The 14,617-nt window shown below is 68.0% G+C and carries 12 protein-coding genes; 9 read left to right on the top strand and 3 right to left on the bottom strand.

From position 1 onward, the window contains the following. The coding region (locus GT354_RS50075) for a class I adenylate-forming enzyme family protein (protein ID WP_161364870.1) at positions 1-1,255 on the bottom strand (1,255 nt) is incomplete at its 3' end. A gap of 158 nt (positions 1,256-1,413) precedes the next feature. Between GT354_RS50075 and GT354_RS50070 the strand changes: the two genes are divergently transcribed. The 7 genes from GT354_RS50070 (at position 1,414) to GT354_RS50040 (ending at position 10,028) form a co-directional block, all read left to right on the top strand. Then, on the top strand, positions 1,414-3,480 hold the full coding sequence (locus tag GT354_RS50070; RefSeq protein WP_346012099.1) for a carbamoyltransferase C-terminal domain-containing protein: 2,067 nt from the start codon (positions 1,414-1,416) through the stop codon (positions 3,478-3,480). A 144-nt stretch (positions 3,481-3,624) separates the two neighbouring features. Next, complete coding sequence (locus GT354_RS50065; RefSeq protein ID WP_161357806.1) at positions 3,625-4,506, top strand: class I SAM-dependent methyltransferase; 882 nt, start codon at positions 3,625-3,627, stop codon at positions 4,504-4,506. A 37-nt stretch (positions 4,507-4,543) separates the two neighbouring features. After that, entirely contained in the window at positions 4,544-6,013 is a 1,470-nt protein-coding gene (locus GT354_RS50060; RefSeq protein ID WP_237535283.1) for a cytochrome P450, read from the top strand. Positions 6,014-6,188: 175 nt separating this feature from the next. Then, positions 6,189-7,031 (top strand): methyltransferase domain-containing protein, encoded by an 843-nt coding sequence (locus GT354_RS50055; protein ID WP_161364868.1) that lies wholly within the window; start codon positions 6,189-6,191, stop codon positions 7,029-7,031. Between the two features lie 49 nt (positions 7,032-7,080). Continuing rightward, positions 7,081-8,250 (top strand): cytochrome P450, encoded by a 1,170-nt coding sequence (locus tag GT354_RS50050; RefSeq protein ID WP_161364867.1) that lies wholly within the window; start codon positions 7,081-7,083, stop codon positions 8,248-8,250. A gap of 102 nt (positions 8,251-8,352) precedes the next feature. Continuing rightward, entirely contained in the window at positions 8,353-9,462 is a 1,110-nt protein-coding gene (locus GT354_RS50045) for a Rieske 2Fe-2S domain-containing protein (RefSeq protein ID WP_161364865.1), read from the top strand. A 158-nt stretch (positions 9,463-9,620) separates the two neighbouring features. Continuing rightward, a complete protein-coding gene (locus GT354_RS50040) occupies positions 9,621-10,028 on the top strand; it encodes a VOC family protein (protein WP_161364863.1) in 408 nt (135 codons plus the stop codon). A 20-nt stretch (positions 10,029-10,048) separates the two neighbouring features. Here GT354_RS50040 and GT354_RS50035 read toward each other — a convergent pair whose 3' ends face one another. Further along, positions 10,049-11,434, bottom strand: a complete 1,386-nt coding sequence (locus tag GT354_RS50035) for an NDP-hexose 2,3-dehydratase family protein (RefSeq protein WP_161364861.1) — start codon at positions 11,432-11,434, stop codon at positions 10,049-10,051. Between the two features lie 49 nt (positions 11,435-11,483). Then, complete coding sequence (locus GT354_RS50030) at positions 11,484-12,476, bottom strand: NAD-dependent epimerase/dehydratase family protein (RefSeq protein WP_161364858.1); 993 nt, start codon at positions 12,474-12,476, stop codon at positions 11,484-11,486. 281 nt (positions 12,477-12,757) lie between these two features. On the opposite strand from GT354_RS50030, the gene GT354_RS50025 reads away from it, so the two are divergent. Together GT354_RS50025 and GT354_RS50020 are read left to right on the top strand one after the other, a co-directional pair. Continuing rightward, positions 12,758-14,044 (top strand): nucleotide disphospho-sugar-binding domain-containing protein, encoded by a 1,287-nt coding sequence (locus tag GT354_RS50025; RefSeq protein ID WP_161364856.1) that lies wholly within the window; start codon positions 12,758-12,760, stop codon positions 14,042-14,044. A 30-nt stretch (positions 14,045-14,074) separates the two neighbouring features. Continuing rightward, a partial coding sequence (locus tag GT354_RS50020; RefSeq protein WP_202513175.1) for a polysaccharide pyruvyl transferase family protein occupies positions 14,075-14,617 on the top strand: 543 nt, incomplete at its 3' end.

The raw sequence follows: 14,617 nt of genomic DNA, 5'->3' as shown, positions 1-14,617 counted from the left end.
CCTGTGCGGTGGCCTCCGGCCTGTTGTGGTAACCGGCCATGATTCCGGGCCCGTTGACCCACAACTCGCCCTCGCCCGTGTCCCGGCCGTCGGGGCCTCCGCCGACGCGGACCCGGACGTCGGGCAGCACCCGACCGCACGCTCCGGACGCCGTCGCCTCGTCCGGCGCCGGCATGGTGACCGGGCCGGCCTCCGTGCTGCCGTAGTGCTCCAGGTAGGGGACCCGGCAGATCGCCTCGAAGGACTCGCGAAAGCCGGGCCCCGCCGCGGCACCGGCACTGACGCAACCCCGCAGCGCGGGGGCGCCGAGACCGCCGCCGTCCCGGCCGCTCTCCTCGCCGCGGACCGCGTCGAGCAGGGCCGAATACGTGGTCGGGACCCCGCCGAGCAAGGTGAACGAGGCGTCCGCACGGCGCAGTTCACCGAGCACCTCGGCCACCGAGAACCGGGGCAGCAACATCGCGCTGGCCCCCACGGCGGTCACCCCGAGGAGACACACCACCTGGCTCATCGCGTGATGCAGGGGCAACGGCCTGAGCACGCGGTCTTGTTCGGACAGGCCGAGGATGCCGACGAGGCCCGTCGCGATCGGCGCGAGGCGGTTGCGCTGGGTGGACAGGACACCCTTGGGCTCGCCGGAGGAACCCGAGGTGTAGAGCAGCCAGGCCACGTCGTCCAGTGCGAGGTCGTCCCGGGCCGGCGTCCGCGGCTCCGTGGCCGCCAATTCCTCGTACCGCGATACGCCCCCCACGACCGCGGCGGGCCCGCCCCCGGTACCGCCGGCACCGTCCGCGGACTCCGCGACGACCGCGCACGAAGGCGATTTCCCGCCCGCGTCCTCGTCGCCGCCCTCGGCCGCCACCACGGTCAGCCCGGGTCGCGACGCCAACGTTCGCCGTCGGGTCAGGCAGGCGACGTCGGTGACGAGCACCCGTGCCCCGCTGTCGTCCAGCAAACGGGTCAGTTCCTGCTCCGAGACCCCGGGGTCCAAAGGTACGCCCACGGCACTCGCCCGGGTGACGGCGAGCAGGCTCTCGACCGTCTCGACACGGTTGCCCAGCAGTACCGCCACCCGGTCACCGCGCTCCACGCCCAGTCCTGCCAGGTGACCGGCCAACCGCGCGGTCCTTCGTTCCAGTTCCCGGTAGGTCACCTGCGTGAGGCGGTCCTCGAAACAGACCTTGTCCCCGAAAAGCCGGGCGTGTTGCCCGAGCAGCTCCGGTAGTGGTTTGACGATGTCGGCGTGCGTACCCACCGCGTGACCTCCTTGAGACGACCTGTCGTCGAGGACGCCGACAACGGATCGTCGGGTTCCCCGCGACGAGGACGCCGGCGTCGGCCGAACGTATGAAGTCGGCGCGTTTGTCGCCGTGTTCGTTGTATCCGCCCGACTTCACGGTTAAGTTCTCGGTCGTGTTGACAATCGGGCTGAACGGAAACTTCTCCCCGGGGAACTCCGATATCGTTCCCGGCCTGCGGGAGTACATGTATCACGACGCCGCCGCAGCCCTGGTGCGGGACGGCGTCCTGCTCGCGGCGGTCGAGGAAGAGCGCATCAATCGGATCAAGCACACGACGAAGTTTCCCGTCAACGCCCTTCGAGCCTGTCTCGACATCGCCGACGTCTCCCCCGCCGACATCGATGCGGTCGGATACTACTTTCCCGAGCAGTATCTCGACTTCATGCTCAACGGGCTCTACATCGACAACCCCACGGTGCCCGCCCGCTATTCGCGGCAGCTCGTCAAGGACCGGTTGAGCGAGGGGTTGGGCTGGGACCTTCCCGACGACAAGCTGTTCTTCGTGTCTCATCATCGGGCGCACGCGATCTCCGGCTTCACGCGTTCCGGTATGGAGGACGCGTTGGTCGTGGTCCTCGACGGCATGGGCGAGGACTCCTCCGGAACCGTCTTCGGCGCCGTGGACGGCCGACTGGACGTCCTTTCGAAGTTGCCCATGCAAAATTCGCTGGGACTGGTCTACATGGGCGCGACCAGGCATCTCGGATTTCGTTTCGGTGACGAGTACAAGGTGATGGGCCTGGCGCCGTACGGGGATCCGGGCGTTTACCGTGCGGTATTCGAATCGATGTACGCACTGGGCCCGGACGGAGACTACGCATTCCCCGGCCATGCGCTGAACATGGATTACGTGGGCGGCGTGTTCTTCGCCCACGGACTGCCGCCCCGACGCGCGACGGACCCGGTGGAGCAGCGCCACAAGGACTTCGCCGCCGGGCTGCAGGAGACGCTGGAGCGGATCGTTTTGCACGTCATGGGGCACTGGGGTCGGACCACGCGACACACCAGGCTGGTGTTCAGTGGCGGTGTCGCGCACAACTGCAGCCTCAACGGTGCCGTTCTGCGGTCGGGGCTGTTCTCCGAGGTGTTCGTGCACCCCGCCTCCCACGACGCCGGCACGGCGGAGGGGGCGGCCCTGCTGGCACAGGAGTCGTTGGGCGCGACGGTAAGGCTCAAGGAGCGACTGCGCAGCGCGAGCGTGGGTCCCGCCCTGGGCAGTACTCGGGCGGTCGAGGAGAAACTCGCGTCGTGGTGCGGATCGGTCGATGTCGAGCGGCCGGCGGACGTCGTCGAGACGACGGCGCGGCTGCTCGCGGACGGCGCCGTCGTCGGGTGGGCACAGGGCCGCTCCGAGTTCGGGCCGCGTGCGCTGGGCAATCGCAGCATCCTCGCCGATCCCCGGCCCGCGGCGAACCGGACCCGGATCAACGCGATGATCAAGAAGCGGGAGAGCTTTCGGCCGTTCGCGCCCATGGTCGTGCCCGAGGCCGCCCGCACCTACTTCGAACTGCCGGACACGGCCGCGAACTACGACTTCATGTCGTTCGTGGTGCGGGTTCGCCCCGAGCACCGGGAAACGCTCGGCGCGGTCACGCATGTCGACGGCACCGCCAGGATCCAGATCGTCGACCCGGAGGTCGACGAGCGGGTGCACCGCCTGGTCACCCGCTTCGGTGCCCTCACCGGTACCCCGGTCCTGCTGAACACGTCGATGAACAACAACGCCGAGCCCATCGTGCAAAGCGTCGAGGACGCGGTGACCTGCCTGTTGACCACCGAACTCGACTGCCTGGTCGTCGACGACTTCGTGGTGCGGCGGCGACCCGGGTACATGGACGCCTTGGACGACCTCGTGCCCGCTCTTCGGCCCGTCACGAAGCTGACCAGGAACACGCGGGCCGGCCGCGCCGGCGAGAACGTCGTCTCCCACGAGATCGTTCTCGACTACGCCGGCGGCCCGCGGGCCGCCGTATCACCGGAGTTGTTCGCGTTGTTGGAGCAAGCGGACGGCGTGCGCACGCTCGGTTCGCTCGCGTCCGGGACGGGTGGCACGACGCAACGGATGCGGTCGGAGCTGCACGGCCTGTGGCAGCAGCGCTTCTTCACCCTGGCACCGGCGGCTGTTTCGCCGACGGGGCACAGCCGAGTCGGCGCGGCCGAGGCACTCGCGCGGAGGTGACGGGTGGCCTCCCGTCCCGCCTGGGCCTTCGGCCCGGCGTAGCCGGCCCGCACACGCACCGCAGTTCCGGTACCGAGCGCGGAGAGGGCCGTTCGCGGCGCCGTCTCCGGTCGGTCGTCATCCCGTTGCCGAAAGGGACATCGCATGCAGAACACCGAGTACCTCGAATTGGTGGAGACGTCCGGAGACCGGGAGAAGAACTACGCGCGCGTCGTCGATCGTTACTACGAGCTGGTGACTCCGATGTGCCGTGACGTGTGGTCGGACTCGTTCCACCTCGCGTGGTTCACCGAAGGGCAGCAACTGCCCGAGGCCCAGTCGGCGTTGCAACGGTGGCTCGCGGACCGGGGCGGGTTCGCCGCGGGCGACGCGCTCCTCGACGTCGGGTGCGGCATCGGGGGCCCGGCCGCGGCGATCGCCGAGTACACCGGCGCCGACGTGACGGGTGTGAACATCTGCGGACATCAGGTCCGGGTCGCACGAGCCATGAACCGCACCGGCGACGTGGGGCGGCGACTGACGTTCGTCGAGGCGGACGCGATGGCACTGCCGTTCGCACCGGCCGCGTTCGACGGTGCCTTCTCGATCGAGGCCCTGTGCTACACACCCGACAAGGACCGTGCGTACGCGGAGGTGGCCAAGGTACTCAAAGGCGGTGGCGCGTTCGTCGGCGTGGACTGGTTTTGTGCCGACGACCTCTCGGACGCCGACTACGAGCGGTGGGTGGAACCGATGTGTCGGGCGTTCGCCATCCCGCGTCTCATCCCGTTCGGCGCGGTCGAGGGTCACTTGGAAGCCGCGGGGTTCGAGGTCGAGTCGGTGTCCCGATACAGCGACCACGGCGACATCGAGCCGAACTGGCGTCTGTGCGCGGCGAATTCCGCGAGCGCGGCCGGCGGCAACGGTTCGGACACACCGACGGAGAGCTTCGAAACCCTGCTCCAGGCGTCCGTGCCCGCGCTCCGCGACGCCTGCCGGGAGGGAAAAGTGATCATGGGCTGCTGGGTCGCCCACAGGCGAGGGTGACAACACCGGGAAACGACCGTCCGAACGAAAGAGGAACATGACGGACCACCCGAGATTCGCCTCGGCTCCGGGAGCCTTGCCCGTGCTCGGTCACGCGGTACGGCTCGGCAGACGACCGCTCGACTTCCTGGCCTCGCTGGCCGCGCACGGGGACCTGGTCAGGATCAAACTCGGACCGATGCCGTTCTACGTGCTGTGCGATCCGGATCTGGTCCACCGGGTCCTCGTCGACGACCGGACCTACGACAAGGGCGGGGCGATCTTCGACCTCGTGCGGACCGTCGCCGGAAACGGACTGGCGACCTGCCCCCACGACGATCACCGTCAGCAACGTCGGCTGCTGCAACCGGCCTTTCACCGCGACCGCCTTCCCGAATACGCCAAGGTGATGTCCGCGGAGGTCGCCGTGATGCTCGACGGCTGGACGGAAAGCCGGGAACTCGACGTGCTGGCCACCGTGAACGAATTCGCGGCGACCCTGGCCACGCGCACGCTCTTCGCCGCCGAACTCGACGACGCGACCTTCGAAGAACTGCGGCTGTGCATGCACACCGTCATGACCGGCATGATGCGCCGGATGCTCCTGCCCTGGTCCTTCCTGAACCGGCTGCCGACTTCGAGCAACCGCCGCTTCGACCGGGCCCGGGCACGCCTGCGGCAGTATGTCGCCCAGCTCACCTCGGACTACCGGCGCGCGGGCGTGGACCACGGCGACCTGTTGTCCATCCTGCTGGCCGTTCGCGACGACCAGGGACAAGGACTGACCGACGCCGAGATCCACGACCAGGTCTTCACGTTCTACCTCGGCGGCAGCGAGACCTCGGCCCCCGCGCTGTCGTGGGCGTTGTACCTGCTCGGGCGCAATCCCGACATCCGCAAGCGCCTCCACGACGAGGTCGACACCGTACTCGCCGGCCGGATCGCCCAGTACGACGACATCCCGAACCTGCGGCTGACGCACCGGGTGATCATGGAATCCCTGCGCCTGTACCCGCCCGGTTGGCTGTTCACCAGGGTCACGACCAAGGACGCCGAACTGGCGGGCCGTCGTCTTCCGGCCGGCTCGGTCGTCGTGTACAGCCCGCACATCGTGCACCACCGCGCCGACCTGTTCCCCGACCCCGAGCGTTTCGATCCCGACCGGTGGGGTGACGACAGTGTTCGCCTGCCCCGAGGGGCGTTCACGCCCTTCGGCAGTGGCGCCCGAAAGTGCATCGGGGAAGACTTCGCCTTGACCGAGGCCACCCTCGCACTGGCCTCCATCGTGGCCCGGTGGGAGCTCGATCCGCTTCCCGAAGCACACACCCGCCTCAGTCCGCGGCTGTCCGCCACGCCGCGCTCGCTCCCGATGTCCCTGCGCGAGCGGACGCCGAGCACGATCCCCACGGGCGTCGTCCCTCTCCCCGGCAAGCCGGCCGGAACTGCCGTGCGCACTCCGGGACAACCGGCGGGCGAGGTCGGGAGCGGGACGCACCGTAAACGCTCCCGGGGAGTCGCGGGCGTCTGAGGCCGTCCGCACGAAACGGGCACCACGCCGACGAAATCCACCCCGGTCGAACGCAGTGATCCGTTCGGTGCCACCGGTCGCGCCGGGGAGCATCTCGCTCCCCGGTGTGCCGGGAAATGCTCACTCGTGTGCCAAGGCCGTGTACCAGGGCGCCCGTCGCCTTCGAGGAGGACTCATGGAAGACCAAGCGACAGCGTCGACCGTTCCCGTGGCCGAGGAGGTCGGGCAATTGTACGACCGCATGACCGGTCTTGCCGTCGACTTCCTGGGCGATGACGCGCGGTGCGGTTACAACGCGCATCTCGGTTATTGGGATACCCCCGAGAGCGAACTCACGTACGACGAGGCCACGGACCGGCTCACCGACATCACGACCGAGCGCCTGCGGATCGGTGCCGGAAGCCGTCTGCTCGACGTCGGCTGCGGAGTGGGAGCCCCGGCCGCGCGGATCGCTCGCCGCACAGGGGCGCACGTGACAGGCATCTCGGTCAGCCGGGAGCAGATCGCCCGCGCCGACGTACTGGCGCGGGAGGCGTCGCTTGGGGACCGCCTTGATTTCCGGCTGGCGAACGCCATGGAGTTGCCGTTCGCCGATGCCTCCTTCGACGCGGTCCTCGCGCTCGAGTCGATGTGCCACATGCCCGACCGGGTACAGGTGCTCCGGGAGATGCGGCGCGTGGTGCGCCCCGGCGGCAGGATCGTGTGGACCGACTTCTATCGGCGGGTGTCGACGACTCCCGCCCGGCACGCCCTGCAACGGACGATGGGTTCGACGACCGTGCTGCTCGACGAGTACCCACCACTGCTGCAGGCGTCGGGCCTGCGGTTCGGGGAGATGCTGGACATCACCGACGAGACCCTGCCCAAGTCGTTCGCCTTCCTGGCGGAGCGGGCGGAGAAACTGCGCTTCGAATTCGAGGACACGGAAGCGGCATGTTTCTACAATCCGCAGTCCGTGATCGACGTTCGCGCCCTGGGATACCTCCTGGTCGTCGCACGGCGACCACACGATGACTGAGCTCCATGCGGATCCTTGCGCCGGCCCGAGCGGATCCCCCGGAGGTGCCATGGACGTCACGGCGCGATTGCCGTTCGAACAAAGGGTGTTGCAAGTCGCTCCGGAGTTGCGTGAGTTGCGGTCCCGGGGCACCGTGCACCGCGTGCGGACGGCACTGGGGGACCAAGCATGGCTGGTCACCGGTCACGCGCAGGTTCGGCAACTGCTGGACGACCACAGGCTCGGTCGCACCCATCCGACCCCCGAGACCGCGGCGCGCACCGGCGAGACGTTGTTCGACGGCCTGTTGGGCGACTTCGCCACGGAGGTGGCCGACCACGCACGCCTTCGATCCCTCCTGCAACCGCACTTCTCGCCCAAGCGAATGCGGCCCCTGCGCCCGCGCGTGGAGGCCCTGACGGCGCGGCTGCTGGACGATATGGCCGAGCACGGGTCACCGGCGGATTTCCACGCCGCGGTCGCGGTGCCGCTGCCGATTCTGGTGATCTGTGCACTGCTCGGGGTTCCGTACGAGGACTGCGAGCAGTTCCGCGCGTGGACCGCCGAGGCCGCCGATGTCCGCGATGCGGCCCGATCGAAGCGCGGGGTGGGCGAACTATTCCGCTACGGAAACGACTTGGTCGCCCGCAAGCGCGTCGAGCCCGGCGACGACGTGATCTCCCGACTGTGTGCGACCGAGGGTGTCTCCGACGACGAGATCGCCGGTTTGGCGATGGCACTGCTGTTCGCGGGGCAGGAGACCACGGTGGTACAAACCGGGCTGGGTGCGCTGCTGTTGCTGACGAACCGGGATCAGTGGCAGGCGCTGGTGAACGACCCCGCCCTGGTCGCCAACGCGGTCGAGGAGATCCTGCGTGCTTCGGGCACGGGCGGCGGCGGGATCCCCCGGTACGCACGGCAGGACCTGGAAATCGACGAAACCACGATCCGAGCCGGAGAGTTGGTACTGCTGGACAACGGGTCGGCCAACCACGACCCCGCCGCCTTCCCCGACCCGGACCGGATGGACGTCACCCGCTCTGCCGCGGCCCATGTCACCTTCGGGTACGGCATCCGCTATTGCCTCGGCGCGCCTTTGGCCCGCATCGAACTCCAGGCGGTGTTCGGCCAACTCGTCACCCGGTTCCCCACGCTGCGCCTGGCCGTGGACGTGGACGCGTTGCGGACGCGCCACGACGCCGTGACCGGCGGGCTGGCCGAACTCCCGGTGCGGTGGTGAGGGCGGCGGGTGAGGGCGATGGGTGAGGGCGATGGCCCAACGGCGCCTCGCCCATGGTCCGAGGTGTCCGTCCGGACGCGAACCCGAGAAACGGAGCGGAACATGCCCTGGACGACTCCGGGCACACGCAAGTCTTCGAAGCTGTTCACGCGCGGAGCGGGCGCCACCCCGGCGAACGTGGCGTTTCCGTCGGCACCCCTGCCTTACCCGGACGGGTGGTTCTGCGTCGGCTTCGGCCACGAGATCGACGCCGGCGGGATCCTCACGCGACGGTTGACGGGCGAGGACGTCGTACTTGCTCGCGGCGCGAGCGGCGTCCTGCGGGCGCTGCGCCCGCACTGCCCCCATCTGGGTGCGCATCTGGGCGTCATGGGCACCGTGTACGGCGAGGAAATCGTGTGCGGATTCCACAGATTCGCGTTCGATTTGGACGGTCCGTGTCTGCGCACGTCCTACGGACAGCCGCCGCCCAGAGCGACGCTCGACACCCTGCCGGTGCGCGAGACCGGCGGGCTGGTCCTCGTGTGGCGCAGCCGGGACGGCTCGCCACCGACGTGGGAACCACCGACGATCGCGTCCGCGGGCCGGCAGATCCCTCGCGGGAAGACCTACGAGGTCGCCTGCCACCCGCAGCAGACGACCGAGAACGTCGTCGACTTCGGACACTTGGAGCACCTGCACAGAGCAACCCTCGCAAGGACCCCGAACGTGTCGTTCGAAGGCCGGGTCTGTAGCGGCGATTTCGAGGTCACCAGAACGCTCCCACGCCTCGGGCAGGTTTCGGCGAAGTACACCTTCCGGGTGTACGGGCTCGGCCTGACCGTCCTCGACTGCGACCTGTCGACCGGAGTCGCGGCCAGGTTCTTCGCATTGTCCACCCCGGTCGATCCCTGGCTGACCCACTTCCGGGTCGCGGCCACGGCGACCGTCGAGCCGATCGGCAAACTGCCCACGGCGCTCGCGAAACCGGTGAGCGCCGTGGCGGCGCGCCTGGTCCGCGACGTCTTCTACGTCGTCCATGCCACCGGCAGCGCCATGGATCTGCCGGTGTGGCATTACCAGAAGTACCAGCGGGCGCCGCGTCTGGCGCCCGGCGACGGGCCCATCGGCCGATATCGAAAATGGGCCGAACAGTTCTACTCCGCACCGCCGGTGGATCGGATCGACGTCGGTCCCGACCGCCGCGGCGAGCGCCTACGGGAAGGACGGTGAAACATCGGTCACCGAACCGAAAGCGGGCGCTTTGTTGTCGGTACCGGTGCCGGTGCGTGTGTCGGTACCGGATACAAGAACCAGTAGTCGAAAACGCCCGTCCGGCCGTCAGGCGCGGCCTGCCGTACCGGCGGTCGCGATCACCGTGGGAGGTTGTCATGCCGTTCGCGACGTGCATCAGCGTCAAGGACACCGCTGCCAGTATCGCGTTCTACCAGGGGCTCGGTTTCGATGTGGACTCGAGCATCGCGCGCCCCGGTGACGACATTCACATGTTGCGGTATCGGGGCGATTTCTGCGGATTGCTCTACAGTAATGCGGACCTGAAGACCTGGTTGCCCGAACTCGCCCATACCTCGGTCGGTTTGGCCGGCATGCTGTATATGGGTGTCGAGGATTTCGACGGATTCCACGATCACGTCGCCCGGCACACCCGGGTCATCAAGGGTCCGCTCACCGACGATGTGGGCCAGCGCGTGTTCTACTTTCGCGACATCGACGGCTACGTCATCGGTATCCACGACAACGCAGCCCTTCGGGCCAGCGAACTGGGGAGGTACGCGTAGGCGTTCGCCGAGACGAAGCGTCAGAGGAGGCAGGCCATCAGGCTTCGCGCCTCGACGTTGACGTAGTAGCCGAGGCGCATGACCCGGTTGAGCAATCCGAGGGACATCCACCGGTAGTTCGCCGGCGCTTCGATCGGATGGTCGTCCGGGACTTGGATCACCAGGTTCCTGGTATCGGCGTGCCGAAAACGTCCGCCGTCCTCGGACTGCACGGCGTCCACGACCACCCACGACGGATCGGAGTCCAAAAGGTCGGCCAGGGGCGGTAGATCCTGCGGGCCGTGGTAATTGCCCGGGGTCAGCTGAACGGTCGCGGCGAGCTCGACCCGGTCGGTGGCGCCCGGCTGGGCCATCGCCTGGACAAGGAATTGCAGGGTGTCGCGGTGACGCCGGCAGACGAAGCAGACGACATTGCCGGGATTGGGCCGGAGCATCGGCTGCTCCCATGTGCCCACCTCCCTGCTCGTCGCCCCGACCGACAGCCCGACGATTCGGAAGTAGTGTCCTTCGTCGTGCCGGATGCTCTCCTCGTCGCAGACCCATCCGGTCATGTCGCGCAGGCTGATCCTCTTGACGTCGAGGCTGAACCGGGCCTTTTGATCGATGAGCCACGTCATCGCCGACGCGACCTCACCGTCGGAGGCATGCCTCTGGTGCGACCGGACGATATCCGCGTGGAACGCCGTGGACGCGCTCCCGGTGCCGTGCGGCGTACCGGGAACCGCATAGAGGATGGACGCCAAAACCGTCCGCGCGTTCATGTTCACTCTGTTGCCCTGTGCAAGCAGGTGCCGTAGTTGTCCCAGGGTCAGCCAGGTGAAGTCGTCCGCGATCGGTACCTCTTCGTGCGCGGGGATCTCGACGATCATGTTGCGGTTTCTCTTGTACAGATACCACGAGGAGTGTTCGGAAAGGAGTTGGTCGAACAGGACGACTCGCGTACCGGGGGTGAGGAAGTAGTCGAGATACGGGGTCGCCCTCCCACCGTGCACCCGTTGGTAGTTGCTGGGAGTCGCCTGCACCGTCGCGCAGTACTGGACCAGGGAACTGTTCCCCGGCTCCATCTTCGCCTGCATCAGGAAGTGGTGGACGCCGTTGATGCGTTTGACCAGGATCCCCAGGACGCCGATCTCGGGCTGCACGATGATCGGCTGGCACCATTGCCGGGTCGTACCGAAGTTCGTCCGGACGCAAAGCCCCTCGATCCCGAAGAAGCGGCCCGAGGAGTGGCGGAGTCCGTCCCCGAGATGCCAACTCGCGAGGGATCCGAGCGGGACCTCCTCCACCCGGAACAAGGACGCCGCTTCGCGCTCTTTCAAGAAGGTTTCCGGGTCGGGGGTCAGCGGCGTCACGACCGTACGCGCCGAGGAAAGGAAGTCCTCGGCACCGGTGATCAGAATCGACATCCCACTCGCCCTTCTCGAAGCGTGCCGGTTCGGAGCCTGGCGACGTGTCTCACGTCCGGTCCATGCAGGCGCCCGGCTGCGGCTCGCGCCCCACGAGTTCGACGCCGACGTCGGGGCACAGCTCGCGTCCCATCAGTGCGATGCCCGCGTCGGGGCGCAACGGCTCGAAATCGATGAGGGATCGAAGCAGTGAGGTATCCGTCACCAGACTGCCGACATCGGTGCCGGCACTCGGCCCCCGCACGACGGGAATCGCTCGCTTCATGACGGTGGCGACTCGGTCGACCACCTCCGCCACCGAGTAGCCCACCCCGGAGCCGATGTTGACGGTTCCGGGCAGATCGGTGCGCAGGGAGATCAGATCGAGGGTCGCGCGCACGAAGTCGTCCACGTGCAGAAAATCCCTCCGCTGTTCCCCTCCTCCTTGCAGCCGGAACGGTTCGGCCGTCAAAGCGCAGCGGAACGCCGCCGACACGACTCCCTGCCCCCGTGATTGGGGCAGGAGGCGACCGTAGACGTTGGAACAGCGCAAGGACGAGCACGACAGCCCGTGCACCCGCCGGTAGAACTCCAGGTAATTCTCGCCCGTCAGCCGCGACATGCCGTAGGGGGAGGTGGGCTCCGCGCGGTGCGTCTCGGCTCGCAGCCCCGTCCCGGGCCCCGGCGCGTAGACGCCGCCTGCCGACGACAGAAACAGGATCCGCGTGTCGGGGCTGAGCGTGCGCACCGCCTCGCAGACGTTGATCAGCAGCGACAGCGTGTCCACCGCGTCGGCGGCCGGCTCGGCTGCCGACGGTACCGGGAACCGGCCGCCGGCGGCGATGACGACGACGCCCAGGTCCCTTTCCCGGCGAAGGACGGATGACAATGTGTCGGCCCCGTCCCCGAGGACGAGCCGAACAGCCCCGGCCGACGCGGGATTTCCGCGCAGGGAGTAGGGATCGGAGTGTCCGAATACGGTGACGTCCCATCCACGGCGCTCGGCGCCGATCGCGAGGGCACTTCCCAGAAATCCCGCTCCGATGACGGCGGCTCGCATCATGCCGACAATTCCCGCCGCATCAAGGGCCCCCACGACTTCGTCCGCACCGAACGCCGGCGCAACTCCCGCCCGATCGCCGGCATTGCTCGACTCCCTTCGGCGCCCTGTGTGCTTCGGCTTCATCTTTCTCTGCGGCCGAGGCACCGGGATTGCGACAAGCGAGCTTGTAACCCGGATGCCGCAATCTGCGACTCGATCGGCCCAACGGAACGTGTGATCGGTGGCGAATACGGCCAGGCTCGGGGGCAGTTCAGGACGGCCGGCCCACAACGGAGATTCGCATGCGAGTCGTTTTCGCGACCCTGCCCGTGAAAGCACACCTCAATGCGGTGATCCCGCTCGCCTGGGCACTGCGGAGCGCCGGGCACGAGGTCGTACTGACCGGCGACTGGGGGCCGGAGAGAGACTCGACGCGACATATCATGGCGGCGGGCCTGAACGCCGTGCCACTCGGCGGTGCGGGAGATGTGTCCCCGGTTCGCCCGGGCACCCACAACCGGCCCGATTTCCTGGCCATGGACCCGGACGACGAGGACGAGGACCGTTGGAACCACTTTCGTGACGCTGTGGGCTATATGTACACGCAGGTGTACGCGCCGGGTTCCGAGTTGGGGAGACAAAGCGACCTGCTGCGACACCTGGTCGGGTTCACCGGCTCGTGGCGGCCGGATCTCGTTCTGTGGGACGCACTCGTGTTCCCCGCTCCGGTGGCCGCCCGACTCTGCGGCGCCGCTCATGCTCGGGTTCTGTGGGGCATGGACACGATCGGGATGCTCCGCGCCCGAATCCTGACCGAGATGCGCGACCGATTCCCGGGCTCGGCAGGAGTCGTTGGGGACCCGTGTGTCGATTGGCTGATGCCGCTCCTCGATCCGTACGGCCTGGAGTTCAGCGAGGAGACTCTGCTGGGGCACTGGTCGGTCGATCTGAGTCGCCCCCACCCGTACCGTTCGAGGCAAAAGACGGTCCCGGTCCGTCGAATTCCCTACGGCGGACCGGCCGAACCGGCCCCGTGGCTGTGCGAGCAGCCGCCGCGACCCAGAGTCGTACTGACGCTCGGTATGACCAGGGAGCAAATCCACGGTGGGCAATTGTCGTTCCCGCTGCGGGATTTCCTCGACGCGGCGCGAGAACTGGACGTGGATCTGCTGACCACCATGACCAGCGGACAACTGTCCGCTTACGGGCGGCTGCCGGACAACGTGCGGGCCATCGGCTACGTACCGTTCGACCTGCTCCTGCCGACCTGCTCGGCGATCGTCCACGCCGGCGGCCGGGGAACCTTTTCCTCGGCCGCGGCTTTCCACGTGCCGCAGGTGATCGTCCCCCAGTCGCTGTGGGACGAAATGGTCACCGCGCGCCAGGTGACCGCGTACGGGGCGGGGCTCGCACTGGACCCGGAAGGGCTCGACGGGGTAAGCGTCTACAAGGCGCTGGTCCGCGTACTCGAAGAGCCGACCTTCCGAAAGGGCGCCCACCGCCTGTACACGGACACGATGTCCGATCCCGCGCCGACGGACTGCGTATCCCGGCTGGAGCAGCTGACCGCGCTCCATCGTGGTGCCTGAGGCACATCGACCCGAGATTGCGGTTCATTGATGATCGACAGCGAACATCGCGTCCTCTACCTCGTATGTCCGGCAGGAATTCCCAACTACGGCGATGAACTCGTCGCCGGCACCTGGCTGCGCCATCTGGCCCGGGTGGCTCCCGATGTCGACGTGGTCGTGGACTGTCTGTATCCCGAGGCGGCGGCCGCGCGCCTGCGTGGCATGCATCCGCGGGCGCGTTTCACGAGCGTGCTGTGGCAACTGTGCCTGCGCCACTGGTTCGACAACGACGCGGTTGTCGCCTGCACGGGAGTGGAGAGCGCGGTGCGTGCCCCGGCGTCCGTTCCGGATCTCGCGGACGGGATCGAGGTTCTCCGCAGCGCGGGCGTGCTGCACCTGCTCGGCGGCGGTTACGTCAATGCCATCTGGCCGACGTTCACCGGTCTGATGGCGGGCATCGCCGCCGCCGCGGAGGCGAGCGGCGCGAAGACGGCGATGACCGGCCAGGGTTTGTGGCCGCCGGCCGACCACACGGGTGTGTGCCAGTCGCTGATCAGGCGTTTCGACGTGGTCGATGTACGGGACGCCCCC

Origin of the sequence: Streptomyces sp. SID3343, from assembly GCF_009865215.1 — a bacterium.
In the GTDB taxonomy this organism is placed as follows: domain Bacteria; phylum Actinomycetota; class Actinomycetes; order Streptomycetales; family Streptomycetaceae; genus Embleya.
The sequence above is the reverse complement of the archived record's forward strand: the minus strand, read 5'-3'. Positions and strand labels throughout refer to the sequence as shown.

What these genes read in the sequence shown, in the direction of transcription:
- GT354_RS50065 (WP_161357806.1), top strand. Translation starts at nt 3,625, where the DNA reads ATGCAGAACACCGAGTACCTCGAATTGGTGGAGACGTCCGGAGACCGG.
- GT354_RS50060 (WP_237535283.1), top strand. Translation starts at nt 4,544, where the DNA reads ATGACGGACCACCCGAGATTCGCCTCGGCTCCGGGAGCCTTGCCCGTG.
- GT354_RS50055 (WP_161364868.1), top strand. Translation starts at nt 6,189, where the DNA reads ATGGAAGACCAAGCGACAGCGTCGACCGTTCCCGTGGCCGAGGAGGTC.
- GT354_RS50050 (WP_161364867.1), top strand. Translation starts at nt 7,081, where the DNA reads ATGGACGTCACGGCGCGATTGCCGTTCGAACAAAGGGTGTTGCAAGTC.
- GT354_RS50045 (WP_161364865.1), top strand. Translation starts at nt 8,353, where the DNA reads ATGCCCTGGACGACTCCGGGCACACGCAAGTCTTCGAAGCTGTTCACG.
- GT354_RS50040 (WP_161364863.1), top strand. Translation starts at nt 9,621, where the DNA reads ATGCCGTTCGCGACGTGCATCAGCGTCAAGGACACCGCTGCCAGTATC.
- GT354_RS50035 (WP_161364861.1), bottom strand. Translation starts at nt 11,434, where the DNA reads ATGTCGATTCTGATCACCGGTGCCGAGGACTTCCTTTCCTCGGCGCGT.
- GT354_RS50030 (WP_161364858.1), bottom strand. Translation starts at nt 12,476, where the DNA reads ATGATGCGAGCCGCCGTCATCGGAGCGGGATTTCTGGGAAGTGCCCTC.
- GT354_RS50025 (WP_161364856.1), top strand. Translation starts at nt 12,758, where the DNA reads ATGCGAGTCGTTTTCGCGACCCTGCCCGTGAAAGCACACCTCAATGCG.